Raw genomic sequence first — 18,246 nt, 5'->3', positions numbered from 1 at the left:
GAAGGAAGGAGGTAGGCCGACATGAAGCCTACCTTGCACCCCACGCAGCTGAGCCCCGCGATCGCCCTCGCGCAGCTGCTTTCCGAGAACCCCCACCTGCCCGCTCTGATGTGGGAGATCCGTCCCAACGGTGAGCTGAACGGCCGCCTGTGGGTCGACGACTCCCGTGCCGCGTCGGCCGCGTACCGGGACGCCCTGGGCGTTGGTTACGTCCTGACGCTGGAGTACAGCGTGCGGGGGGTGCCGATGGTGTCGGAGGACATGTCGACGGTGTGGCGGGACGTGTCGGTGCACCTGTCGTTCCGGTCGCTCGCGGCCGCGCATCTGGGTGCGGCGGCGTGATGGCGGAGTTGCCGGTGCGCCGGCCGATGCGCGACGCGGCTGAACTGGAGCGCGACTTCGAGGTGATGTATGGGCCCCGGTCGAACTGGCCGGAGGACGTGTCCCACGCGTACGCGGCGGCCGTGGCCGGCCTGCGGGGACGGTGGCTGCGGGGTGAGATCTGGTGACCGTCGAGCCGAACGGCTGCGCGCACTGCGGGATCCCGTGGCGTGAACACGCCCGGCGGTGGGTCTCCGCCGCTGGCTGGCACCCGTGGGTGCAGCCCTCGAACTCCCAGATCCTCGCGCGGATGCAGGCCCGTCGTGCCGCCCGCGCCACCAACTCCCGGAAGGACGGTTCCTGATGGCCGACGTCACGAACCCGGTCGCGCGCCGCGCGGCCATCCTGATCGCCAACACCACAGGCACCCCCGAGGAGATCGCCACCGCGCTCGACGCCGCCGGGATGCTCCAGCGGCCGGCCGAACGGATCAACGGCGCGTACCCGCTGTGGGTCCGGCCGACAGCGCTGGGGGTCGCGATCGACGCTCACCCGCTGGTGTCGGCGTTGGTGCGCGGTCTCGCGGCCGAGGTGGCCGAGGACGGGGACGAGGTCGTCGCCGAGCTGGTGACGATTGCCGAGGCCTCGGGCCCGGAGCGAGACGCGATGGTCGAGCAGCTGCTGGAGCGGCTGGGTGGGACGGATGCGCGGTACGCGGCCCGGGACGCCCGACACATGGCTGAGGTGCTGCTGCAGGCGGTCGGCCCGGTGCTGCCGCAGCAGCAGGACAGGAGGGCCGCGTGATGGCTGAGCTCTGGTACACGGCCGCGGTCCTGCTCGCCCTGCTTCTGCTGGCCGGCTGGCTGTCGGATGTGCGGGCCAACCGTCGGGTGCGGTCGGGGTCGGCACACGAGGTGACGCCGGAGCAGATCCGGTACGTCTCCCGCCGCACCGAGGAGGACGGCCGGTGATCCGCCACCTCCGCGCCCTCGCCGACCTGCGTGTCCGCCGCGTCACCTGGCCGTTCCCGGCCCTGGAACTGGTCCGGCCCGACGGCCGCGGCTGGCTGATCTGCCCCCTCCCGAACCACCGCACGGAGAACGACCGATGACTGTCACCGAGCTGCCGGGGCACTTCGCCCCGGCCGCCGGGCCGATCGTTGACCGGCCTGGCATCTACGAGATGACCAACGAGCAGTACCACGCCGACCCGGTTCCGGGTGGCTCCCTCTCCTCGACCGGCGCTCGTCGGTTGCTCACCCCGTCCTGCCCGGCCCTGTTCCAGCACGAACGGGCCCATGGCCAGAAGAGGCGGAGGGTGTTTGACTTCGGGACCGCGGCGCATCTGCAGGTGCTGGGGTCCGGTCCGGAGCTGGTCGAGATCAAGGCCAGCAACTACCGCACGGCCGCCGCGCAGGCTGCCCGCGATGAGGCCTACGACCGCGGCGCGGTTCCGCTGCTGCCCGCCGAGTGGGAGCAGGTGCAGGCGATGGCCGAGGCGATCCGCCAGCACCCCGTGGCGTCTCGCCTGTTCGCGCCGGGGTCGGGTCTTCCGGAGCAGTCGCTGTTCTGGGTGGACCAGGCCACTGGGGTGTGGCGGCGGGCCCGTCCGGACTGGCTGCCGTACCCGACGGGCGGCCGGCTGATCGTCCCGGACTACAAGACCACCGTGTCCGCTGACCCGCGGTCGATCGAGCGGTCGGTCTACGACTACGGCTACTACCAGCAGGACCCGTGGTACGTGGACGGGATCCGATCGGTGTGCGGAGTCGAGGACGTCGTCATGGTCTTCGTGTTCCAGGAGAAGACCGCCCCGTACCTGATCAGCGTCGTGCAGCTCGACCCGGTCGCGATCCGCGCCGGCCGTCGCCGCAACCGCGAGGCCCTCTCGATCTACCAGGCGTGCACCGCCTCCGGGCAGTGGCCCGGCTACTCCGACCGCGTCGAGATCGTCTCCCTGCCCGCCTGGGCCGAGAAGCAGGAGTCTGCTAAGTGAGCAACCCCATCGAGCAGTACATGCCGTCGACGCCGGCCCGGATCGGGCAGGGTACCGCGGTGGAGCAGTCCCGCGCGGTCGCCGAGGTCCAGGCGGCCATCGTCGTCGCCCAGCAGTGCCCGCGGAATCTGGCGACGGCGGTCGCCGAGATGCGCCAGTCCTGCCAGAACTACACCCTCGCTCAGCGATCGAGCTTCCGGTTCTCCCGGGGCAGCGGCCAGGTGAGCGGCCCGTCGATCCACCTGGCCCGCGAACTGGCCCGTTGCTGGGGCAACATCCAGTACGGCCTGACCGAGCTTCGCCGGGACGACGCGGCTGGCGAGTCGGAGATGCAGGCGTGGGCGTGGGACGTCCAGACGAACACCCGCACCTCCTCGACGTTCATCGTGCCGCACAAGCGGGACACGAAGGACGGCACACGGGCGCTGACGGACATGCGGGACATCTACGAGAACAACGCCAACAACGGCGCCCGGCGCGTTCGTGAGGCGATCTTCGCGGTGCTGCCTGCCTGGTACATCGAGGAGGCCAAGGGGCTGTGCGCACAGGCCCTGAAGGGCGGGGGTGGCCAGCCGCTGCCCCAACGCATCGCGGACGCCCGCGCCGCGTACGAGGCGGTCGGCATCACGCTCGACCAGTTGGAGCAGAAGGTCAACCGGACCGTCGACAAGTGGACCGACCACGACGTCGCGCAGCTCCAGGTGATCTACAACTCCATCGACCGGGGAGAGGTCACCCGCGAGGATGAGTTCCCGCCGCCGCGCGTCACCGCCGAGGAGATCCCCACCCCGTCGCAACCGACCGCCGAGCAGGCCGCGTGGCCGCAGGTCGCACAGCCCGGGGGTGCCGAGTGAGCTGGTGGGCGGACGAGTGGGCGGCGCTGGACTTTGAGACGACGGGCCTGGACCCGGAGTCGGACCGCATCGTGAGCGGAGCGGTCGTGTGGACCAGCCGAGGCGTTCCGGTGGAGCGACGGACGTGGCTGGCGGACGCTGGCCGGCAGCCGATCCCCGCCGACGCAACGGCCGTTCACGGGATCCACGAACGGCACGCGCACCGCTACGGCCGACCGGTCGGGGTGGTCGCGGAGATGATCGCCGCCGCGCTGGCCGAGGCCGCCATCGACGGCCTGCCGATCGTGGTCGCGAACGCTCCGTACGACCTGACGATGCACGACCGTGAGCTCGCCCGACACTTCAGCTTCCCGCTGGACACGTGGGCCGGGTCGAAGCCGATCCACGTCCTGGATCCGCTGCTGCTCGACTGGGCACTTGACCAGCGTCGGGAGGGCCGGCGTCGGCTGGTCGACCTGTGCGAGTACTACGAGGTGCAGCACGCTGGCCCGCACTGTGCGGACGCCGACGCTGCGGCGGCCGCGGCGGTGACGTACCGGATCGTCGGCGAGTACCCGGGGCTGCGACAGATGTCCCTCGCGCAGGTTCACGAGGCGCAGGTTGGCTGGGCGGTGGAGCGGGCGGAGGCCAGGCAGGCGCACAAGCGCCGCAACGGCGACCCGGCCGCGGTCGTCGACGGCTCGTGGCCGCTGATCCCCCGGCAGGGGGTGGCGTCGTGACCCCCGAGGAGCGCGGCGACCTCGCCCAGCGGCTGCTGCCTCTCGCTGCCGGTCTCGCGTGCGTCGTCCACGGCGACGGCGGTCCGGACGAGATCCGGCACGCCCTGGTCCAACTCGACGACGCCGAACGGGACGCGCTGATCGTGGTCCTGGCCGGCCTGGTCGACCCGGACGCCCGACTGTGCGACGTGCTGCGGTACCTGACCTGGGACGAGCACGGCCGTCGAACCCGGCCCACCAGCGCCACCCGAACCCTGCGCGACATCGCCGAGGCCTGCTACGGCGGCATCGACGTCGAGGAGCTGTTTGAGGACGAGCAGCGGCGGACGGTCGAGCACCTGGCCCGGTCCGGGTTCGGGCCGCGGGAGATTGCGATTCGGACCGGCCTCAACGAGCGCACCGTATACCGACTGCGCGGCCGGGTGGGGGTGGCGGCGTGAGGGCGTTCTACCGCGGCTACCACACCGGATCCGACCGCCGCGCCAAGCAGGTCCGCCGCCTGCACATCATGCGCGAGGACGGCAAGTACCCGGGCCGTCAGGCCTACTGCGGAACGGGCGGCTACGACGTCACCCACTCCACGACCGTCCTGATCGACCCGATGCCGTCCGCGCCGCCTGACGGCCTGTCCTGGTGCGGTGCCTGTGTCGGCCGAGCTGCCGAACGAACCGGGCAGCTCGACACCTGGGCCGCACAACTCGCGGCCTGACCCGCTGACTGCCTGGGGCGGGGCGGCACCGTCCCCCGCCCCAGGCCACCAACCCTCACCACCCCGAACCTGGGAGCCCGCCCCGTGGCCACTGACCGACCCGCCGAGCGCACGCAGTCCGTGCGGAACGCGTGGATCAACGCGCTCCGCGCCGAGACCCTGCGCGTTGCAGAGCGGGAGCAAGCTCGGGTGGCGCAGGTCGGGCACTGGATCGCCACCTACGCGGATGCGGACGGCGACAACGCGTGGCCGTCTCGGGAGACTCTGTCGGTGCTGTGCGGCTGCACGAAGGAAGCCGTGACGCGGGCCGTGGCGGTGCTGGTGGCGGTGGGAATCCTGGAGCGACGCCGTCGGCCGAACGCCTCGCAGGTGTATCGGCTGCTGATGCCGACCGGCCAACGCCTGGACTGGGCCGCGCACATGCCGCTGTTCACGGAGACGCGGCAGAAGCGGGCGTATGCGGCGAAGAAGGCCCGGGAGATGGAAGCCGTCCTTGAAGCTGGGACAGCGTCTGTGGACGCTGTCCGGACAGCGTCCGTGGACTGCCTTCCGGACAGCGTCCACAGCGGGGTTTCCGGACAGCGTCCGTGGACGCCATCCGAGGATTCGGAAAGCGTCCATGGACGCCCCCGGACAGCGTCTGTGGACGCTGTCCGGACAGCGTCCGTAGCGGCCCCTACCAGTACACCTACCTACGGTAGGGACCCACTCCACCACCACGACATGGCTGATCACCAACCTCAGCCACAGGTCTGCGCGGGCGAGCGCCCCGAAAACGATCAATCAGCCGAGAAGCCCACGCCGCCGAACTGGATCCCCTGCGCCGTCTGCGGTCGGCACATGGTCCCCCGCCCCGGCCGGCCGAACCACCACGCCCACTGCACCCCCGCAGCTGCCTGAACGGAGCCACCACGATGCCCGACATCCTGCTGCTGTTCGTCACCCTCGACGGCGCCAACCACCCCCTCGCGGCCTGCCGATGGGTTCGCTACACCGCCAACGGATGTGCCACCGGATCCATCCACGGCACCCGCGCCACCACCCCCGAGGATGCCGCCATCCACTTCACCGCCAGTCGGCGCGACCGCGACCGCGAGTACCGCCGCGGCGTCCGCTACCGCCTCGTCAGCCCCGATACCTGGCGCTCCGTTCGGGCCTGCGTCCTCGGCGAGTGCACCCACCAGACCACCGACCGCCCCGCCGCCTGAGGAGACCACCGTGACCACCCCCGACATCACCCGCGCCCGACACGAGATCTTCCTCCGTCAGACCATCGCGCACAGCGTCGGCATCGCCCGCGGCCCGCGCGGCACCACCGGCGCCCATGCCGACGCGGCCGTCAACGCCTGGTGGGCGCACCGCCTTCTCGGGGCGCTCGCCGGCGTGATGCCAGCGGCCGACCTCTCGGTGTTGCTCGACGACATCAGCGAGGAGCTGGAGATGGGCGACGCGCATGAGGCCGCGTACGTCGACGCGGTCGCCATCGGGATCGACGTGGATGCGCTGACCGCGCACGCCGAGGCCAAGTTCACCACCCAGCCCGCCGTCTGAGGAGACCACCCGATGAGCACCCAGCCCCAGACCGCCGTCAGCGACCAGACCCGCTGCCCGTCCACCCACTGGTTCCTGCTCCTCAGGTGCGAACTGCCCCGAGGTCACCGCGACAACTGGCACCAGGGCCGGGACGCCGCCAACACCACCATCCGCTACCGCCGCACCATCGGCCTCACCGAGGCGTACCGCGACGGCGAATGGCAGCCCACCGACGCGCCCACTCCCGACGGCCTGGACTGGCGAGCCACCGAGTCCGTGCTCAACCACGCCGGTCAGCGCGGCGACGCCGACACCATCACCGTCATCGACGGTCTGAGCCGACAGAACGACGCTCTGCTCGCCCGGGTCCGGGAACTGGAGGCCGAGCTGGCCGCCGACGACGCGCCCGCCCGACTCGCCAACGTCGAGACCCTCATCGACGCCGCCGAAACCCGCCCCCTCACCGCATGGGAAGCCGAGGAGGTCCGCTCCGCCCCGCGCGCCGTCCGAGGCAACCGACGCGTCAGCCTCCGCCGCGAGGCCCGCATGCAGCGCTACCTCACCGCCTGGCACTCCGCCCGCCGCCGCGCCCGCGCCACACACCAGCTCCTCGACATCGCCGAGTTCGGGCGCGACTACGCCAACGAGACCGCCAAGCAGCTCCAGGCCGCCATCAACGCCGTCGTGGCCCTCGCCCCCGAAGAGACCGACGACCAGCGGCGCGCCCGATACGAGCAGCTCGACCCCGAGGACTACCACCAGGCCGTCGGCTACGACGACGCCATCGGCAAGGTCACCCGCGCCATCTGCGACGTGCTCCGCGCCCAGCCCGCCCCCAGCGGCCCGCAGACGCCCGCCCTCACCGGCTGGGCCGCCGACATGGCCGACGCCGGCCTCACTCCCTACGACGGCACCCTCACCCTCGATGCCGACGACAGCCCGTTCGTGCGCGTCCACTTCGCTTTCGCCACCAACATGCCCGACCCGGACCGCGCACGGTTCGTCACCCAGCTCGGTCGGATCATCCTCAACGAGCTCTGACGGCCCCGTGCGCGGCCAGGACCGGACCACCAGCGCCCCCACAGCCCCGCACGGACCGGAGGACCCGCCATGCACCAGCAGTCAACCGACACCGTGTCAGGGCAGCACGAAGCGCCGCGCGGCGTCGGCCGGCGGCTACGGGGTGGGACGGGTCAGGGCTGCGGCGGCGCCTCGGGGCGCTCGGGGAGATCGGCGCCAGGTCGGCCGGCGTACCACTCCCAGAGCTGGCGGGTGATGGCGGAGCGGTCGCTGCCGGCGGCCTTCGCGGCGGCGTCGAACTGGGCGGTGAGGTCGTCGTCGATGCCGCGGATGACGCGTTGCTTGTGCTTGTGCATGTTGGCCATGGGTCGATCCTCCCAGGTGGCTTGCCACCCGTCCAGTCTTGTGTCAATCTATGGGTGGCAAGCCACCCGTGAACTGGAGGAACAAATGCCCACCGCCACCATGAGCGAGGACGGCGTCTACCGGATCGACCTGCGCATCACCCGCCGCGTCTCCATCGGCGACCTGGCCAGCTACCTCGCCTCCTCCCAGCGCCACATCCCGATGGACCGGATCCCGTCCATCACCAACAGCCTTTCCCCCAAGCAGATCCGCGACCTCGTCCGCACCGAGATGGAACGACGCGGCACCGACTACATCGACGGCTGGGCCGACCAGTTCGGCGACACCGAGACCCGCGACCGCCTCACCTTGGCCGCCGACCTGATCCGCCGCGCCTACCCCGAACTCGCCAAGGCCGAAGACAGCCAGCGCCCCGCCCTGGAGAACCTCGTGACCACGATGTGCAAGCACGGCAACACCCCCCGCGAAGACGTCACCGGCGACCCCATCGCCGAGTGCTCCAAGGCCGACGGCCGCACCGAGTGGGGCGCCTTTGGCGATGACGGCGACAACGGGGAGGCGTTCTACGTCTACGACTGCGCAGTCGACGTCGCCAACGAGGCCGCCAGGGAGAACGTGGACGCAGAGGCCGCCCCGGACGACCCGTACGCCACCTGGGCCCGCATCTGCCCCGACCACCAGGCCCAGTCGGCCGACGACTGCCAGGAGTGCTACGCGGAGGAGCCCGAGGACGACGACGCGGACGACGAGGCCCGTTGCACCGACTGCTCCGGCAAGGGCTGCCACTGGTGCCACTGGACCGGCCGCACGGACAGCTGACCCGCCCCGGGCGGCCGGCACCCACCGGCCGCCCGCCACACACACCCACCACGGAGACCAGATGCTCAGCCTGCCGACCCCGCCCAGCACCCCCATCATCGACACCCACCAGCTCGAATGGGACCCGCCCGCCGCCATCACCGCTGTCAGCCGCTGGACCTGCGCCAGCTGCGGCGACGCCGTCCTCGACAACCGCGGTTACGTGTACGGCGGCGCCACCACCACGGCGTGCACCCAGCCCACCGGGGGCGACCGGTGACCGACACCCCGCCGCCCAGCCTCCGCGACCGCATCGCCGCCTCCCTCCGCACCGCCGCCTACGACTGCGACGGCTGCGACCTCACCGAGCGCGAGTGCGACGACCAGCACCCCATCCAGGCCGCCGTACTGCACCACGACGTCATCACCAGCGTGTACGGCGACATCGACGCCATCGCTGCCGCCGTGCTCGCCGTGGTGCAGCCCGAGATCGACCGGCTCCGCGCCGACCTCGCCGCCGTCCGCGACCGCACGCTCACCGAGGCCGCCGAGGTGCTCCGGCAGGCCACCGTCCCCGCCCACCAGACGGACGGCCTGGACGCCGCCGCCGACATCCTCGACGCCGCCCGCGACACGACCAGCTGAGGACCCGCCATGAACCCCATCACCATCCGCTGGGACCGCACCATCCTCCCCACCACCCCCGGCGCCGACACCATCGTCTGCTGCCTCACCGACGACGGCCGGCCCGTCGCCCTCATCCTCAGCGACGAACACCGCGTCGGCCTCGGCCTCCAGCTCCTCGACCCCGACGGCGAGTAGCCGTGATCGAAACTGACGCCACTTGGATCCGCCACCACGCGTGGACCCGCCAAATGCGCGCCTGCCACGTCGACACCCCCGACTACTGGACCCGCTGTCTCTGCCAGTGGACCCGTACCGGCCAATGTGCCACCGGCCGGCACACCGCCTGCCGCGGCCCCATCCCCACACACCCGGAGCCGGAGACCTACCTGTGCGGAACCAGCGGCACGCCGTTGGCTGGCAACGTCCCCGTGTGGCTCGCTGACCGGTCCTGCTACTGGGCCAGCTGCGTGTGCGACTGCCACACCGGTGCCGTCCCCGAGTCCGCAAACCAGGCCAACGCCAGCGACATGCAGCTGTCCCTGCTGTGACCGCCCGCGCTCCGCTGACGCCCGTCAACGCCGCCCGCAACCCGCGGGCGGCCCAACCACCGGAGACCACCGTGGACCACACCCAGCTCACCGGAGTCATCGAGACCGCCCTGGAACGCATCGAGACCGAGGTCGGCATCGAGGAGATGGAGATCCCCGACCTCGCCGCCATCCTTCGCGCCAAGCCCACGGACAGCACCGCGTGACCGTGTCCCCGTGGCTGGTCCTGGCCGGCGCCCTCCTCGGCGCCGGCCTCGCAGCCACCCTCCTCGCCGTACTCAGCAGCAGCACCAACCGCCGCGGCGACGACGAACAAGCCCGCGTCGACGACCAATTCGCCCAGCTCATCGCCCAACTTGAGGAGCCACAGCCGTGACCGTCTACGCCCGCGCCGGCGCCCCCCTCACCCCCGCCGAGATCGACACGCTCGCCCTCCTCGCCGACGGCTACACCATCACCGAAATCGCCGCCGAGCTCAGCATCAGCTACGACGCCGTCAGCAGCCGCCTCTCCTGCGCCCGTCGAAAGCTCCGCGCCCGCACCAACCCCCAGGCGGTCGTCCTCGCATACCGCACCGCCCAACTCGCCCTCGGCCCAGTCAGGAGCGCCGCATGACCAGCCACTACCAGCAGCAACTCGCCCAGCAACTCCGCGCCGCCGAGGACGAGCTCGGCGAGCTCCGACGGCGCGTCGCCGAGCTCACCGAGCAGCGGGACAGGGCCCAGGCTGGCGCACAGGAGCGCGCCGTAATTCTGGAGCACGCTCGTGACCTCCTCGAACCCTGGGGCGGACACGGCGACGCGTGGCCGGACATCGCACCCGCCATCGAGGCGCTGATCGCGGAACGGCTCAAGTACGGCAACGGCTACAACCAGGAGCGCGCCCGCGCCGATCAGGCCGAGGCCCGCATCGCAGCCCTCACCCTGCACATAGAGCGCGCTCACGAGGCCTCTAACCGCGCCTGTAACACCGCCGCTGTCGCGCGGCTGGAGATCACCCAAGCCCTCAACGAGGACACTGGTGCAGCCACCACGCCAGTCCGCCCGACGCCCTGTCCCACCTGCCGGTGGCCCGCCCACCACGGCGTCACCTGCCAGGAGATATTCGCTGTCCTGCAGGCTGCTGCCGAGACGCCGTGACCTGCCCCGACGACGAGTGGGATGGCCGGGAGGACGAAGCCCTGCTCGCCGACCTCGACCCCGATGAGTGGGAGTCCCTCCCGCCGTCCCGCCACATCCACGACGTGATTCGTGGCCTCACCGACTACCAGCCCACCAGCTGAACCACCCACCAGCACAGCGCACCAGGAGACCGGACATGCTCCCTGCCCCCATCGTCGACCGCCTCCGCACCCAGCTCGGCCAGCTCCCCGAGCTGATCACCCTCGCGCACCTCGCCCTCGCCCCTGGCTCCGGCCGGCGTGGGGCCCGCGTCTCCGGCGCCACCCGCACCGCCCCCCTCCCGTGCAACCCGGGCACGCTCTCCCTGATCGGCCCGACCGCCGTTGAGACGGTTCACGATGAGTACGGCGACCAGGACGACACCCCCGGCCTCGACCTCCTCGCCGACTGGGCGCACACCGTCCTCGAGGACCGTCGTCGAGCCAACGACTGGACCGCCTGGCTCAGGCCTGCCGGCCACGAGTGGGAGCGCACCGTCAGCATCGCCGTGAAGGTGATCGCCCTCCACCTCGACTTCGCCGCCGCCCGCCCCTACGCCCGCGACATGGCCGACGAGATCGGCCGACTCCACGGCCACCTCAACCGTGCCACCGGCCTCCCGATAGCGCCGCCGGTCCGACGGCAGGTCTGCCCCCGCTGCCAGCTCCTGACCGTCACCGTCCGCCCCGACGGCATGCGCGAGTGCTCGACCATCGACTGCCAGGCCGTCCTCAGCACCCAGGAGTACGCCGACCGCGCCGAGCGCACGTTGGTCGAGCTCGCCGCGGCGTGACTGCCAACGATCGCCGGGCCAACCGGTGATGCGCTCCTGATGCGTGGCTGATGCGCCGCAGGTCAGCGGCACGACAACGGCCCCACCCGGATGCTCGGGCGGGGCCGTTGATGCGCGGTGATGCGTCAGGTCTGGGGCGGTTCAGGAGCGGGTGCCTTGACGCTGACAACAGTGCGCTCCCGTAGGGGTGGAACGCCGCCGGCCTTCGCGATTCGACCGACGTGCTGGCGTTCGTAGGGCACGAGGCGGGTCACCTCGGACGGGCCCAGAGTGCGGGCCTTGAGGACGGAGACGATGCCGGCGTTGAGTGCTTCGCGGGCGACATCGAGCTTGGCCTCGGCTTCGGTGTAGGCAGCACTGAGTTCGGCGAGCTGGTCGCGCGCTGCCTGCTGCGCTCTCTCGGTGCTGGTCATGCCCCGATGATGCCATGTCGTGTTCCGTCGCTGATAGGGGCGACACCTGCCACCCTTTGATGCATCTTGACGTTGCAACTTCATGATGCAAGTATGGGTGACGAAGGCAGCAGCCGCCACCCCAAGGGGAGCACCGAGATGACCGCCAAGGCCCGCAAGCTCATCCGCCGCACCACCAACGCGATCCGCACCGCCGCCCGCATCACCATCGAAATGGCGTACGCGATCGTCGACGGCCACCAGCTGAACAGCCTCGTCCGCTCGGGCACCCTGATCCGCACCAACGACATGCTCGACCGCCTCGGCATCGAACTCCCCGACGGCAAGGCCTCCTGGTACGGCCGGCACGTCGCCAAGGCCTACCGCGCCGCCCACGACAACCAGGACGCGCCGAAGGCGTGGGTTCGCCACCGCACGACCGGCCGGTGGATCCACGTCTTCGTCTACTCGCCCACCGACCCGGCGCTCATCGAGGGCCTGCGCACCTACAAGGCCACCGTCGGCCTGATCTCGCAGGCCTCGTTCACGGAGGCCGCGTAGACCAACTTCGCCGCCCCGACCACCACGAAGGACACCCGCATGACCCCCGCCCTCGCCCTCGCCACGAGCGTCACCGGCACGCTCCTCACCCTCGCCCCGCTCGACCCGGCCGACGTACGGGCCGCCCGCCGCGCCATCGACCCCACCGCCCCGTACGAGCAGGACCCCGACGTAGCCGCCGACCTCACCATCATCCAGCACACCACCGCCTGGCTGCCCACCTGGCAGCACTACGGCGCCGCAGAGTTGGACCGCCGCCTGCTGCTTACCAGCGCCGCCGAGGACCGGCTCCTCACCGCCCACGGCTACCTCGTTCCCACCACCGAGCAGCGCTACCAGCGTCGCACTCAGGCCCGCATCGCCGCCGAGGCCATCCAGGCCGCTGCCGACCTGGCGCACCCGCCCGCCGACTGCCCCCGTTGCCGCAAATGGGAGGACTGTCCGGCGGCCGACCGCGCTCACCGTGACGCGATCCACGCCGACTGGGCCACCCGCTGGCACGCCGCCTGACCCGTCCCCGTGACCACCCCGCCCCGCTTCCCAGGAGCACACCACCATGACCCGCCTCGCCCAGGCCACCCGCTACGTCGAGCACACCGTCAACGGCCGCACCCGGCTCGTCCCCCAGGACTACGCCGCCCCCGCGGCGCCCCGCGACTGGGACCAGATCATCCTCGGCGGCATCACCACCGCCGCCATCGGAGTCGGCGCCGGTTGCATCGCCTGGTCCACCAGCAGCATCGGCACCCTGCTCGCCCAGGCCGCCCCCACGCCCATCGCCTACGGCGGCGCCGCTGTCTTCGACACCCTGTGGATTGCCTGCCTCGGCCTCGAATGGCTCGCCCGCTACGAGCCCGCCAAGGCGGCCGCCGCCCGCAGCGCCGGCCTGCTCTGCCTGACCATCGCCGTTGCCGCGCTCCTCGTCGAGGGCTACACCGGCCACCACCTCGCCGCCGGCATCGTCGGCGCCTTCATCTCCATCGGCGTCAAGCGACTGTGGACCCTCGTCCTAGCCCGGCACGCTCGCCGCCTCGACCCCCTCACCCAGGCATGGGTGGAGCAGGAGATGGATGAGGTCGGCGGACAGCTCGCCCTCGCCGGCATCAACCGGCGCCTCGCCCGCGACCGCGCCCAGATCGCCGCCCACTACGCCACCGTCGTCGACGAGCCGGACGACAACGGACCTGACCCGGACAAGCCCCGCGGACAGAGCGCGGACAACATCGACCCGGTTGTCCGGGGTGCCATCCTCGCCGCCATCGCAACCATGCCCGGCGCGACGCCCAGCGAGATCGTTGAGCAGCTCGTCCACGCCCGTATCGACACCGATGAGGACACTGTCCGGACCGTGTCCGGACAGACGGACAGCAGGTCAGCAACCCTGCACGACCTCGACGCCCGACGCGCGACGGACAACATCACGGACACTGTCCGCCACCTTGTCCGCAAGGGCGTGACCGACGACGAGACGCTCCTCGCCCTCGTCCGCTACGTCCACGGCGACACCGTCAAGGCCGACTCCGTGCGCCGGCTGGCCCAGCGCGTCGGTTGAAGGGATGCCCCGTGTCCGCTCTGCTCTGGGCGGTCCCCGCCACGTTGGCCTACGCCGGTCTCTACCGGTACGTCGACCACACCGCCCGCATCACCCTGCGCCTCACCGGCGCCTGCGCCCTCAGCGCCCTCACACTCACCATCCTCTGGAGGTAGCCATGGGCCTCTGGTCCAAGCTCACCGGCAGCCAGACCGCCGACACCACCCCGACCAGCCGCGCCGACGCCAACACCGCCGCGTGGCTCCGCCGCGGCGGCCTCGCCCCCCGAAAGGGGAACTGACCATGCACATCGAACTCGCCCGGCTGCGGCCCGCCTACAACGGAACCGCCCTCGCCGCCGGCATCCTCGCCGCCCCTGCCTGGGCCAACCTCCTCACCGACATCTCCCACACCGGCGACGGCACCGGCCCCCTCGGCGCCACCGCCATCGCCGCCACCGCCGCCCTCATCGCCGACCGCACCCTGCGCTACCGCGACGACAACGGCCACAGCCACGGCATCTGGATCCCCCGCGCCGCCCTCTTTACCACCCTCGTCGCGCCAGCCTGCAGTCTGGCCGCCGCCCGGCCCACGCTGGCCTTCCTCACCGGAGGAATCCTGTGAACGTCACCATCACCCTCGGCGGCCTCTTCGTCGGACTTCTCCTGATCGTCCGACAGTTCGCCCCCGCCGCCTGGGCCGTCATTGCCAAGAAGGGCAAGAGCGGGACCGTCGAAGGCGGATCGCACGGCGGCAAGTTCAACATCCTTGACCACCTTGGCTTCCTGGTCGGCACCACCATCGGCATGCTCGTCATTTCCATGCCCGGAGGCGTCCTCGGGCAGATCGCCGCAAAGGTAGTCGGAATCAGCAACTCGGTCGGCGACAAGGTCGTCTCCGGCACCACCGGAGCAGCCGCCGCAGCCGTCAACCGAGCCGCTCCCACCGCCATGACTGCCTTCGGCACCATCGTCACGCTCCTCCTTGTCGCCGCCGTCTTCTTCCTCCGCAAGCACCTGGAGAGGCGCGTCAAGAGCCAGATGTTCGCCGGCATCTGGTGCGGCACCACCCTCGGCCTTTCCGCCGGAGCCGCCGGCCTCACCGCCGCCGTCCTCATCCCCCTCGTCAACCAGGCTGGGCAGCTCATCGGCGGCCAGCTGTGACTACCATCCAGCGGCGAGCCGCAGACCGGATCGCCGTGGGCAGCGGCATTGTCACCAAGCGCATCGGAGTCGCCCTCGTCCCCGAGGGCCGACCCATCGCCACCACGATTCGGTGCGGGGGAGCGTTCTGGTTCGGCGTCCACCTGCTGGATTCCGCCCACCAGGCACCCGCCCTCCTCGCTGTCGGAACCGGTATCTGGTGCATGTCGGCGTGGAAGGCCGGCGGCCCCAAGCCGCCCGCGGAGAACAAGGCGCCCGTGGAGATTAAGGCGCCCGATCCGACCGACGTTCCGGAAGCGACCGAAGCGACCGAAGCGACCGGCGAAGCCGAAGAGGTCGACGAGCACACCGAGTTCCTCGCTCTCCTCCACCGCCTGATGCCCGGCGCCACCCCCGGCCAGGACGACCGGATCCACCTCGCCCAGATCGCCTCCGCGTGGACCGGCGAAGGATCCGACACCACCCCCGTCCGGGCCCTCCTTGCAGAGCTGGACATCCCCACCACCGCGTGCCGCGTCCCCGAACGGGGCCCCAGCACCGGCATCTACCTCCGCGACGTACCCCCGCTCCCCGACCCCGACCGCCAGCCCCTTCCGGTTGTTGTTGCTGGCCCTGACCAGCAACAACAACAGCAACAACGCTCGGAAGTGGCTGCCCGAGAGGGGTTCTGGATCAAGGACGACCCCGCCAACCCCGCACGATCCACCGTCCACCGGGAGGAAGCGTCATGACCGATCAGCATCTCGTCGAGGCACTCGCCCGCGACAACGCCGCCGAGGACGCCGGCATGCACGGCGACGACCGCACTACCTGCTGGACCCACCAGTGCTGGGCGTCCGACTGCGCCGACGACCCGATGCACACCAACCCCAGCGCCCTTCGCTAGGGCCCGACTCCAACGCGCCACCCAGAGAGGACCCAGTAGTGACCATCGACCAGCAGCTCGCCGCCGCCGAGGCCCGGCTCACCGAGCTCCAGCATGCGTTCGTCGCCGCCGCCTACGACGCCGACGAGCGCCGCCGTCTCGTCGACCAGATCCATGCGACCCGCCGCGAGATCACCCGGCTGTACGACCTCCAGCCGACCACCTGACCTCGCCCCGGGGCGGCCGTCACAGCCTGCCAGCACAGCCGGCCGCCCCGGGCCTCCACCACCCAACACAGAGCAGAGGAGACCGCCATCATGGCGTACGCCAACGGCACCGACCAGCAACCCGAACCGATCGTCGTCGAGAGGGGCAGCGGCCACAGCGTCGTCTGGCCCCAGCCCGCACCGCAGCCCCAACCCGAGAGCTGAGGACGACATGACCGACAGCAACGCGTTCGAGGTCGAGATGACCCGCCAAATCGTCGACGCCATGCAGGCCCGCGACCACGACCAGGCTGGCCGCCTCGTCGACCGGCTCCTCGCCGAAAGCACCGACCCCGTGGCCACCGAAGCCCGCATTCAGCAGGCGCTCCGCAGCCTCGCCTGACCGTACCGCCCGCCCCGGTACTACCCGGGGCCTGACCGGCGATGCCGCTTGCGGAGTGATCGCCTCCCGTCGTAACCTCGATCGCAGCAGGTAGCCCCTGCCCAGAAACGCCCCGAAGGCCCCGACAGCACGCGCTGCGGGGCCTTCGGCATAGAGTTCCGGATCCCGTCGCCCGCTCTCCCCGCGTCAGGGTGCATCCGAGCAACGAGACGGAGCGGGTACCGAAAGGCCCGCACGGCCCCGGTGTTGACGCACCCGGGGCCGTTTTGCTTCCCGGGGAGGTGCCGTGTCCGTCCTCTACCCGAACCCGCCGCTCGCCAGCATCAACCCGGCCGACCTCGCCGACCGGGCCGGCACCGCCGCCGCCTTCGGGGTCAGCGAGTCGGCCGTCAAGCGGTGGGCCTTCGAGGGCCTCATCGAGGCTCTGCCCATCCCCGGCGGCCCCCAGCTCTACTACTTGCCCACCGTCGCCAAGGCTGAGCTTCACGCGTGGCAGAACGGCGCAGACCGGCCCGCACGTGGCGGCCGACGCGCAGGTTGGCGTCCCGGGCAGGCCGCCACAGCCGCATAGCCCGCGAGGAAACCACAGTGACCGACACCTCGTACAGCCCCAACACCGCCACCGCCGTGGGTATCGGCGCTACCTCGGACGGCTACCTCACCATGGCCCAGATCTGGGCCGCAGCCATCGGGCCCTGGCTGTCGTAGCCCACAGGCCGCCCACGTCCAGATAAGTCAGCTCAGCACAACGCCTGTCCGGCCGTGATTGCCGCGCTGATGTCCACCTTCAGCCCGTTCCCAAGTCCGGGGTCCAACCTCCAGATCGGGTCCACCTTCGGGTACCCCATCGTTTGGGCTGACCCGTTCAGCGCGTACTCCACCCCGCCGGAGGGCTGGAACGTCACGCCAGAACGTGTCCGGCATCGCAGCATCCCCGACTCCGCCGAGAACGGCCACGGAACAACGTCCGCCCGTGACACGGCCCGTTCACCCGGCGACAGATCGACACCCTTCGTGCTGCCGCCACCGAACGCCGCCGACCACGCCGCGATCAGCAGAACACCCCCGCCGACCACGCCGGCCGCCAAGCGCCAGTCCCGGTGCCACGGCGGCCGATCGGCACCAGGCTTCTGAAACTCCACGGCCATCATCACCCCTTGGTCGATAGGCCGCACAGCGTAGGGCAGGTGATCACCGGTGGCCAGACATCGCGCACTCACCATCTGCACCGTGGCCGGCTGCCCTGAGCTCACCACCGGCGGCCGCTGCCCCACCCACCAGGCCGCAGCCGAACAGGCCCGCGGCACCCGAACCCAGCGTGGCTACGGCACCGGACACCAGCGCCGCTTCCGACCCGGAGTCCTGGCCCGCGACCCGGTCTGCGTGCTCTGCCACCAGCAGCCCAGCCAGCACGCCGACCACTGGCCGCTCAGCAGGCGCGAGCTGGTCGCCGCCGGCCACGACCCAGACGACCCGCAGCATGGTCGAGGGCTCTGCCACAGCTGCCACAGCAGGGAGACGGCCAGGCACCAGCCAGGAGGCTGGAACGCCCAGTGACCGCTAACTGCCAGCCACCCCAGGTCAGTCACCCAGGGTGACAGGACCCAGGGGGGTGACCCCCTCTGGCCATCTGCCAGGGACCCGCGGGGGAGGGAGCTCGCGGTGCGTACGGGTCTGGAAGG

Annotated in this window: 41 protein-coding genes; 38 read left to right on the top strand and 3 right to left on the bottom strand. The window is 71.2% G+C overall.

Going from position 1 to position 18,246, the window contains the following annotated elements:
* Positions 1 to 21: 21 nt before the first annotated feature.
* The 14 genes from P3T27_RS32600 to P3T27_RS32535 all read left to right on the top strand — a co-directional run bounded on the left by P3T27_RS32600 (position 22) and on the right by P3T27_RS32535 (position 7,172).
* A complete protein-coding gene (locus P3T27_RS32600; RefSeq protein WP_280684865.1) occupies positions 22 to 342 on the top strand; it encodes a hypothetical protein in 321 nt (106 codons plus the stop codon).
* Complete coding sequence (locus tag P3T27_RS32595) at positions 342 to 509, top strand: hypothetical protein (protein ID WP_280684864.1); 168 nt, start codon at positions 342 to 344, stop codon at positions 507 to 509. The genes P3T27_RS32600 and P3T27_RS32595 overlap by 1 nt, the downstream gene beginning before the upstream one ends.
* Positions 506 to 685: a hypothetical protein gene (locus P3T27_RS32590; protein WP_280684863.1), complete on the top strand. Its 180-nt coding sequence runs from the start codon at positions 506 to 508 to the stop codon at positions 683 to 685. Before P3T27_RS32595 ends, P3T27_RS32590 begins: the two co-directional genes overlap by 4 nt.
* Positions 685 to 1,125 (top strand): hypothetical protein, encoded by a 441-nt coding sequence (locus tag P3T27_RS32585; protein WP_280684862.1) that lies wholly within the window; start codon positions 685 to 687, stop codon positions 1,123 to 1,125. The genes P3T27_RS32590 and P3T27_RS32585 overlap by 1 nt, the downstream gene beginning before the upstream one ends.
* Positions 1,125 to 1,292, top strand: a complete 168-nt coding sequence (locus P3T27_RS32580) for a hypothetical protein (protein WP_280684861.1) — start codon at positions 1,125 to 1,127, stop codon at positions 1,290 to 1,292. The genes P3T27_RS32585 and P3T27_RS32580 overlap by 1 nt, the downstream gene beginning before the upstream one ends.
* Complete coding sequence (locus tag P3T27_RS32575; protein ID WP_280684860.1) at positions 1,289 to 1,432, top strand: hypothetical protein; 144 nt, start codon at positions 1,289 to 1,291, stop codon at positions 1,430 to 1,432. Before P3T27_RS32580 ends, P3T27_RS32575 begins: the two co-directional genes overlap by 4 nt.
* Positions 1,429 to 2,316, top strand: a complete 888-nt coding sequence (locus P3T27_RS32570; protein ID WP_280684859.1) for a PD-(D/E)XK nuclease-like domain-containing protein — start codon at positions 1,429 to 1,431, stop codon at positions 2,314 to 2,316. The genes P3T27_RS32575 and P3T27_RS32570 overlap by 4 nt, the downstream gene beginning before the upstream one ends.
* Positions 2,313 to 3,170, top strand: a complete 858-nt coding sequence (locus tag P3T27_RS32565) for a hypothetical protein (protein WP_280684858.1) — start codon at positions 2,313 to 2,315, stop codon at positions 3,168 to 3,170. The genes P3T27_RS32570 and P3T27_RS32565 overlap by 4 nt, the downstream gene beginning before the upstream one ends.
* Positions 3,134 to 3,889, top strand: coding sequence for an exonuclease domain-containing protein (locus P3T27_RS32560; RefSeq protein WP_348534169.1), 756 nt, complete (start codon positions 3,134 to 3,136; stop codon positions 3,887 to 3,889). The genes P3T27_RS32565 and P3T27_RS32560 overlap by 37 nt, the downstream gene beginning before the upstream one ends.
* Entirely contained in the window at positions 3,886 to 4,329 is a 444-nt protein-coding gene (locus P3T27_RS32555) for a hypothetical protein (RefSeq protein ID WP_280684856.1), read from the top strand. Before P3T27_RS32560 ends, P3T27_RS32555 begins: the two co-directional genes overlap by 4 nt.
* Positions 4,326 to 4,598: a hypothetical protein gene (locus P3T27_RS32550; RefSeq protein WP_280684855.1), complete on the top strand. Its 273-nt coding sequence runs from the start codon at positions 4,326 to 4,328 to the stop codon at positions 4,596 to 4,598. Before P3T27_RS32555 ends, P3T27_RS32550 begins: the two co-directional genes overlap by 4 nt.
* Positions 4,599 to 5,512: 914 nt before the next feature.
* Complete coding sequence (locus tag P3T27_RS32545; RefSeq protein ID WP_280684854.1) at positions 5,513 to 5,806, top strand: hypothetical protein; 294 nt, start codon at positions 5,513 to 5,515, stop codon at positions 5,804 to 5,806.
* Between the two features lie 10 nt (positions 5,807 to 5,816).
* Complete coding sequence (locus P3T27_RS32540; RefSeq protein ID WP_280684853.1) at positions 5,817 to 6,149, top strand: hypothetical protein; 333 nt, start codon at positions 5,817 to 5,819, stop codon at positions 6,147 to 6,149.
* Between the two features lie 12 nt (positions 6,150 to 6,161).
* Positions 6,162 to 7,172: a hypothetical protein gene (locus tag P3T27_RS32535; protein ID WP_280684852.1), complete on the top strand. Its 1,011-nt coding sequence runs from the start codon at positions 6,162 to 6,164 to the stop codon at positions 7,170 to 7,172.
* 152 nt (positions 7,173 to 7,324) lie between these two features.
* Here P3T27_RS32535 and P3T27_RS32530 read toward each other — a convergent pair whose 3' ends face one another.
* Entirely contained in the window at positions 7,325 to 7,516 is a 192-nt protein-coding gene (locus P3T27_RS32530; protein WP_280684851.1) for a hypothetical protein, read from the bottom strand.
* 85 nt (positions 7,517 to 7,601) lie between these two features.
* Between P3T27_RS32530 and P3T27_RS32525 the strand changes: the two genes are divergently transcribed.
* From P3T27_RS32525 to P3T27_RS32475, 11 genes are all read left to right on the top strand, one after another.
* Positions 7,602 to 8,336, top strand: coding sequence for a hypothetical protein (locus tag P3T27_RS32525; protein WP_280684850.1), 735 nt, complete (start codon positions 7,602 to 7,604; stop codon positions 8,334 to 8,336).
* Between the two features lie 61 nt (positions 8,337 to 8,397).
* The gene (locus P3T27_RS32520) at positions 8,398 to 8,595 is read left to right on the top strand and encodes a hypothetical protein (RefSeq protein WP_280684849.1); all 198 of its coding nucleotides are present in this window, start codon (positions 8,398 to 8,400) and stop codon (positions 8,593 to 8,595) included.
* Positions 8,592 to 8,960 (top strand): hypothetical protein, encoded by a 369-nt coding sequence (locus P3T27_RS32515; RefSeq protein WP_280684848.1) that lies wholly within the window; start codon positions 8,592 to 8,594, stop codon positions 8,958 to 8,960. The genes P3T27_RS32520 and P3T27_RS32515 overlap by 4 nt, the downstream gene beginning before the upstream one ends.
* A 9-nt stretch (positions 8,961 to 8,969) precedes the next feature.
* Positions 8,970 to 9,137, top strand: a complete 168-nt coding sequence (locus P3T27_RS32510; protein ID WP_280684847.1) for a hypothetical protein — start codon at positions 8,970 to 8,972, stop codon at positions 9,135 to 9,137.
* 53 nt (positions 9,138 to 9,190) lie between these two features.
* Positions 9,191 to 9,490 carry a hypothetical protein gene (locus P3T27_RS32505; RefSeq protein WP_280684846.1) on the top strand — a complete coding sequence of 100 codons (300 nt, stop codon included), beginning with the start codon at positions 9,191 to 9,193 and terminating at the stop codon, positions 9,488 to 9,490.
* Positions 9,487 to 9,696 carry a hypothetical protein gene (locus tag P3T27_RS32500; protein WP_280684845.1) on the top strand — a complete coding sequence of 70 codons (210 nt, stop codon included), beginning with the start codon at positions 9,487 to 9,489 and terminating at the stop codon, positions 9,694 to 9,696. The genes P3T27_RS32505 and P3T27_RS32500 overlap by 4 nt, the downstream gene beginning before the upstream one ends.
* The gene (locus P3T27_RS32495) at positions 9,693 to 9,866 is read left to right on the top strand and encodes a hypothetical protein (RefSeq protein ID WP_280684844.1); all 174 of its coding nucleotides are present in this window, start codon (positions 9,693 to 9,695) and stop codon (positions 9,864 to 9,866) included. The genes P3T27_RS32500 and P3T27_RS32495 overlap by 4 nt, the downstream gene beginning before the upstream one ends.
* A complete protein-coding gene (locus P3T27_RS32490; protein WP_280684843.1) occupies positions 9,863 to 10,105 on the top strand; it encodes a helix-turn-helix transcriptional regulator in 243 nt (80 codons plus the stop codon). Before P3T27_RS32495 ends, P3T27_RS32490 begins: the two co-directional genes overlap by 4 nt.
* Positions 10,102 to 10,629 (top strand): hypothetical protein, encoded by a 528-nt coding sequence (locus P3T27_RS32485; RefSeq protein ID WP_280684842.1) that lies wholly within the window; start codon positions 10,102 to 10,104, stop codon positions 10,627 to 10,629. The genes P3T27_RS32490 and P3T27_RS32485 overlap by 4 nt, the downstream gene beginning before the upstream one ends.
* Complete coding sequence (locus tag P3T27_RS32480; protein ID WP_280684841.1) at positions 10,626 to 10,772, top strand: hypothetical protein; 147 nt, start codon at positions 10,626 to 10,628, stop codon at positions 10,770 to 10,772. Before P3T27_RS32485 ends, P3T27_RS32480 begins: the two co-directional genes overlap by 4 nt.
* 35 nt (positions 10,773 to 10,807) lie before the next feature.
* Positions 10,808 to 11,443 carry a hypothetical protein gene (locus P3T27_RS32475; RefSeq protein WP_280684840.1) on the top strand — a complete coding sequence of 212 codons (636 nt, stop codon included), beginning with the start codon at positions 10,808 to 10,810 and terminating at the stop codon, positions 11,441 to 11,443.
* Positions 11,444 to 11,568: 125 nt separating this feature from the next.
* On the opposite strand, the gene P3T27_RS32470 is transcribed toward P3T27_RS32475, so the two are convergent.
* Positions 11,569 to 11,856, bottom strand: coding sequence for a hypothetical protein (locus tag P3T27_RS32470; protein WP_280684839.1), 288 nt, complete (start codon positions 11,854 to 11,856; stop codon positions 11,569 to 11,571).
* A gap of 93 nt (positions 11,857 to 11,949) precedes the next feature.
* On the opposite strand from P3T27_RS32470, the gene P3T27_RS32465 reads away from it, so the two are divergent.
* The 12 genes from P3T27_RS32465 (at position 11,950) to P3T27_RS32410 (ending at position 17,135) form a co-directional block, all read left to right on the top strand.
* On the top strand, positions 11,950 to 12,396 hold the full coding sequence (locus P3T27_RS32465; protein WP_280684838.1) for a hypothetical protein: 447 nt from the start codon (positions 11,950 to 11,952) through the stop codon (positions 12,394 to 12,396).
* Between the two features lie 39 nt (positions 12,397 to 12,435).
* A complete protein-coding gene (locus P3T27_RS32460; RefSeq protein WP_280684837.1) occupies positions 12,436 to 12,906 on the top strand; it encodes a hypothetical protein in 471 nt (156 codons plus the stop codon).
* A gap of 46 nt (positions 12,907 to 12,952) precedes the next feature.
* Positions 12,953 to 13,948, top strand: a complete 996-nt coding sequence (locus tag P3T27_RS32455; protein ID WP_280684836.1) for a hypothetical protein — start codon at positions 12,953 to 12,955, stop codon at positions 13,946 to 13,948.
* 11 nt (positions 13,949 to 13,959) lie between these two features.
* Positions 13,960 to 14,103: a hypothetical protein gene (locus tag P3T27_RS32450; protein WP_280684835.1), complete on the top strand. Its 144-nt coding sequence runs from the start codon at positions 13,960 to 13,962 to the stop codon at positions 14,101 to 14,103.
* 2 nt (positions 14,104 to 14,105) lie between these two features.
* Positions 14,106 to 14,228 (top strand): hypothetical protein, encoded by a 123-nt coding sequence (locus P3T27_RS32445; RefSeq protein ID WP_280684834.1) that lies wholly within the window; start codon positions 14,106 to 14,108, stop codon positions 14,226 to 14,228.
* Between the two features lie 2 nt (positions 14,229 to 14,230).
* Entirely contained in the window at positions 14,231 to 14,551 is a 321-nt protein-coding gene (locus tag P3T27_RS32440) for a hypothetical protein (protein WP_280684833.1), read from the top strand.
* Positions 14,548 to 15,090 (top strand): hypothetical protein, encoded by a 543-nt coding sequence (locus P3T27_RS32435; RefSeq protein ID WP_280684832.1) that lies wholly within the window; start codon positions 14,548 to 14,550, stop codon positions 15,088 to 15,090. The genes P3T27_RS32440 and P3T27_RS32435 overlap by 4 nt, the downstream gene beginning before the upstream one ends.
* 203 nt (positions 15,091 to 15,293) lie before the next feature.
* The gene (locus P3T27_RS32430; RefSeq protein ID WP_280684831.1) at positions 15,294 to 15,821 is read left to right on the top strand and encodes a hypothetical protein; all 528 of its coding nucleotides are present in this window, start codon (positions 15,294 to 15,296) and stop codon (positions 15,819 to 15,821) included.
* Entirely contained in the window at positions 15,818 to 15,976 is a 159-nt protein-coding gene (locus P3T27_RS32425; RefSeq protein ID WP_280684830.1) for a hypothetical protein, read from the top strand. Before P3T27_RS32430 ends, P3T27_RS32425 begins: the two co-directional genes overlap by 4 nt.
* 38 nt (positions 15,977 to 16,014) lie before the next feature.
* Complete coding sequence (locus tag P3T27_RS32420) at positions 16,015 to 16,182, top strand: hypothetical protein (protein ID WP_280684829.1); 168 nt, start codon at positions 16,015 to 16,017, stop codon at positions 16,180 to 16,182.
* A gap of 211 nt (positions 16,183 to 16,393) precedes the next feature.
* Positions 16,394 to 16,564 (top strand): hypothetical protein, encoded by a 171-nt coding sequence (locus P3T27_RS32415; protein ID WP_280684828.1) that lies wholly within the window; start codon positions 16,394 to 16,396, stop codon positions 16,562 to 16,564.
* Between the two features lie 286 nt (positions 16,565 to 16,850).
* Positions 16,851 to 17,135: a hypothetical protein gene (locus tag P3T27_RS32410; protein WP_280684827.1), complete on the top strand. Its 285-nt coding sequence runs from the start codon at positions 16,851 to 16,853 to the stop codon at positions 17,133 to 17,135.
* A gap of 169 nt (positions 17,136 to 17,304) precedes the next feature.
* Here the strand turns inward: P3T27_RS32410 and P3T27_RS32405 are convergent, their stop codons facing one another.
* On the bottom strand, positions 17,305 to 17,715 hold the full coding sequence (locus P3T27_RS32405; RefSeq protein WP_280684893.1) for a DUF2511 domain-containing protein: 411 nt from the start codon (positions 17,713 to 17,715) through the stop codon (positions 17,305 to 17,307).
* 46 nt (positions 17,716 to 17,761) lie between these two features.
* Between P3T27_RS32405 and P3T27_RS32400 the strand changes: the two genes are divergently transcribed.
* Positions 17,762 to 18,121 carry a holin gene (locus P3T27_RS32400; RefSeq protein WP_280684826.1) on the top strand — a complete coding sequence of 120 codons (360 nt, stop codon included), beginning with the start codon at positions 17,762 to 17,764 and terminating at the stop codon, positions 18,119 to 18,121.
* The last annotated feature ends 125 nt before the right edge of the window (positions 18,122 to 18,246 follow it).

The organism is Kitasatospora sp. MAA19 (assembly GCF_029894125.1).
In the GTDB taxonomy this organism is placed as follows: domain Bacteria; phylum Actinomycetota; class Actinomycetes; order Streptomycetales; family Streptomycetaceae; genus Kitasatospora.
Note: the sequence above shows the minus strand (reverse complement) of the source record. Positions and strands in the feature narration are given on the sequence as shown.

Excerpts from the sequence above, each read along its gene's own strand:
- P3T27_RS32600 (WP_280684865.1), top strand. The coding sequence starts at position 22 with ATGAAGCCTACCTTGCACCCCACGCAGCTGAGCCCCGCGATCGCCCTC.
- P3T27_RS32595 (WP_280684864.1), top strand. The coding sequence starts at position 342 with ATGGCGGAGTTGCCGGTGCGCCGGCCGATGCGCGACGCGGCTGAACTG.
- P3T27_RS32585 (WP_280684862.1), top strand. The coding sequence starts at position 685 with ATGGCCGACGTCACGAACCCGGTCGCGCGCCGCGCGGCCATCCTGATC.
- P3T27_RS32580 (WP_280684861.1), top strand. The coding sequence starts at position 1,125 with ATGGCTGAGCTCTGGTACACGGCCGCGGTCCTGCTCGCCCTGCTTCTG.
- P3T27_RS32570 (WP_280684859.1), top strand. The coding sequence starts at position 1,429 with ATGACTGTCACCGAGCTGCCGGGGCACTTCGCCCCGGCCGCCGGGCCG.
- P3T27_RS32545 (WP_280684854.1), top strand. The coding sequence starts at position 5,513 with ATGCCCGACATCCTGCTGCTGTTCGTCACCCTCGACGGCGCCAACCAC.
- P3T27_RS32535 (WP_280684852.1), top strand. The coding sequence starts at position 6,162 with ATGAGCACCCAGCCCCAGACCGCCGTCAGCGACCAGACCCGCTGCCCG.
- P3T27_RS32530 (WP_280684851.1), bottom strand. The coding sequence starts at position 7,516 with ATGGCCAACATGCACAAGCACAAGCAACGCGTCATCCGCGGCATCGAC.
- P3T27_RS32525 (WP_280684850.1), top strand. The coding sequence starts at position 7,602 with ATGCCCACCGCCACCATGAGCGAGGACGGCGTCTACCGGATCGACCTG.
- P3T27_RS32520 (WP_280684849.1), top strand. The coding sequence starts at position 8,398 with ATGCTCAGCCTGCCGACCCCGCCCAGCACCCCCATCATCGACACCCAC.
- P3T27_RS32510 (WP_280684847.1), top strand. The coding sequence starts at position 8,970 with ATGAACCCCATCACCATCCGCTGGGACCGCACCATCCTCCCCACCACC.
- P3T27_RS32505 (WP_280684846.1), top strand. The coding sequence starts at position 9,191 with ATGCGCGCCTGCCACGTCGACACCCCCGACTACTGGACCCGCTGTCTC.
- P3T27_RS32485 (WP_280684842.1), top strand. The coding sequence starts at position 10,102 with ATGACCAGCCACTACCAGCAGCAACTCGCCCAGCAACTCCGCGCCGCC.
- P3T27_RS32475 (WP_280684840.1), top strand. The coding sequence starts at position 10,808 with ATGCTCCCTGCCCCCATCGTCGACCGCCTCCGCACCCAGCTCGGCCAG.
- P3T27_RS32470 (WP_280684839.1), bottom strand. The coding sequence starts at position 11,856 with ATGACCAGCACCGAGAGAGCGCAGCAGGCAGCGCGCGACCAGCTCGCC.
- P3T27_RS32465 (WP_280684838.1), top strand. The coding sequence starts at position 11,950 with ATGGGTGACGAAGGCAGCAGCCGCCACCCCAAGGGGAGCACCGAGATG.
- P3T27_RS32460 (WP_280684837.1), top strand. The coding sequence starts at position 12,436 with ATGACCCCCGCCCTCGCCCTCGCCACGAGCGTCACCGGCACGCTCCTC.
- P3T27_RS32455 (WP_280684836.1), top strand. The coding sequence starts at position 12,953 with ATGACCCGCCTCGCCCAGGCCACCCGCTACGTCGAGCACACCGTCAAC.
- P3T27_RS32445 (WP_280684834.1), top strand. The coding sequence starts at position 14,106 with ATGGGCCTCTGGTCCAAGCTCACCGGCAGCCAGACCGCCGACACCACC.
- P3T27_RS32440 (WP_280684833.1), top strand. The coding sequence starts at position 14,231 with ATGCACATCGAACTCGCCCGGCTGCGGCCCGCCTACAACGGAACCGCC.
- P3T27_RS32430 (WP_280684831.1), top strand. The coding sequence starts at position 15,294 with ATGTCGGCGTGGAAGGCCGGCGGCCCCAAGCCGCCCGCGGAGAACAAG.
- P3T27_RS32425 (WP_280684830.1), top strand. The coding sequence starts at position 15,818 with ATGACCGATCAGCATCTCGTCGAGGCACTCGCCCGCGACAACGCCGCC.
- P3T27_RS32415 (WP_280684828.1), top strand. The coding sequence starts at position 16,394 with ATGACCGACAGCAACGCGTTCGAGGTCGAGATGACCCGCCAAATCGTC.
- P3T27_RS32405 (WP_280684893.1), bottom strand. The coding sequence starts at position 17,715 with ATGATGGCCGTGGAGTTTCAGAAGCCTGGTGCCGATCGGCCGCCGTGG.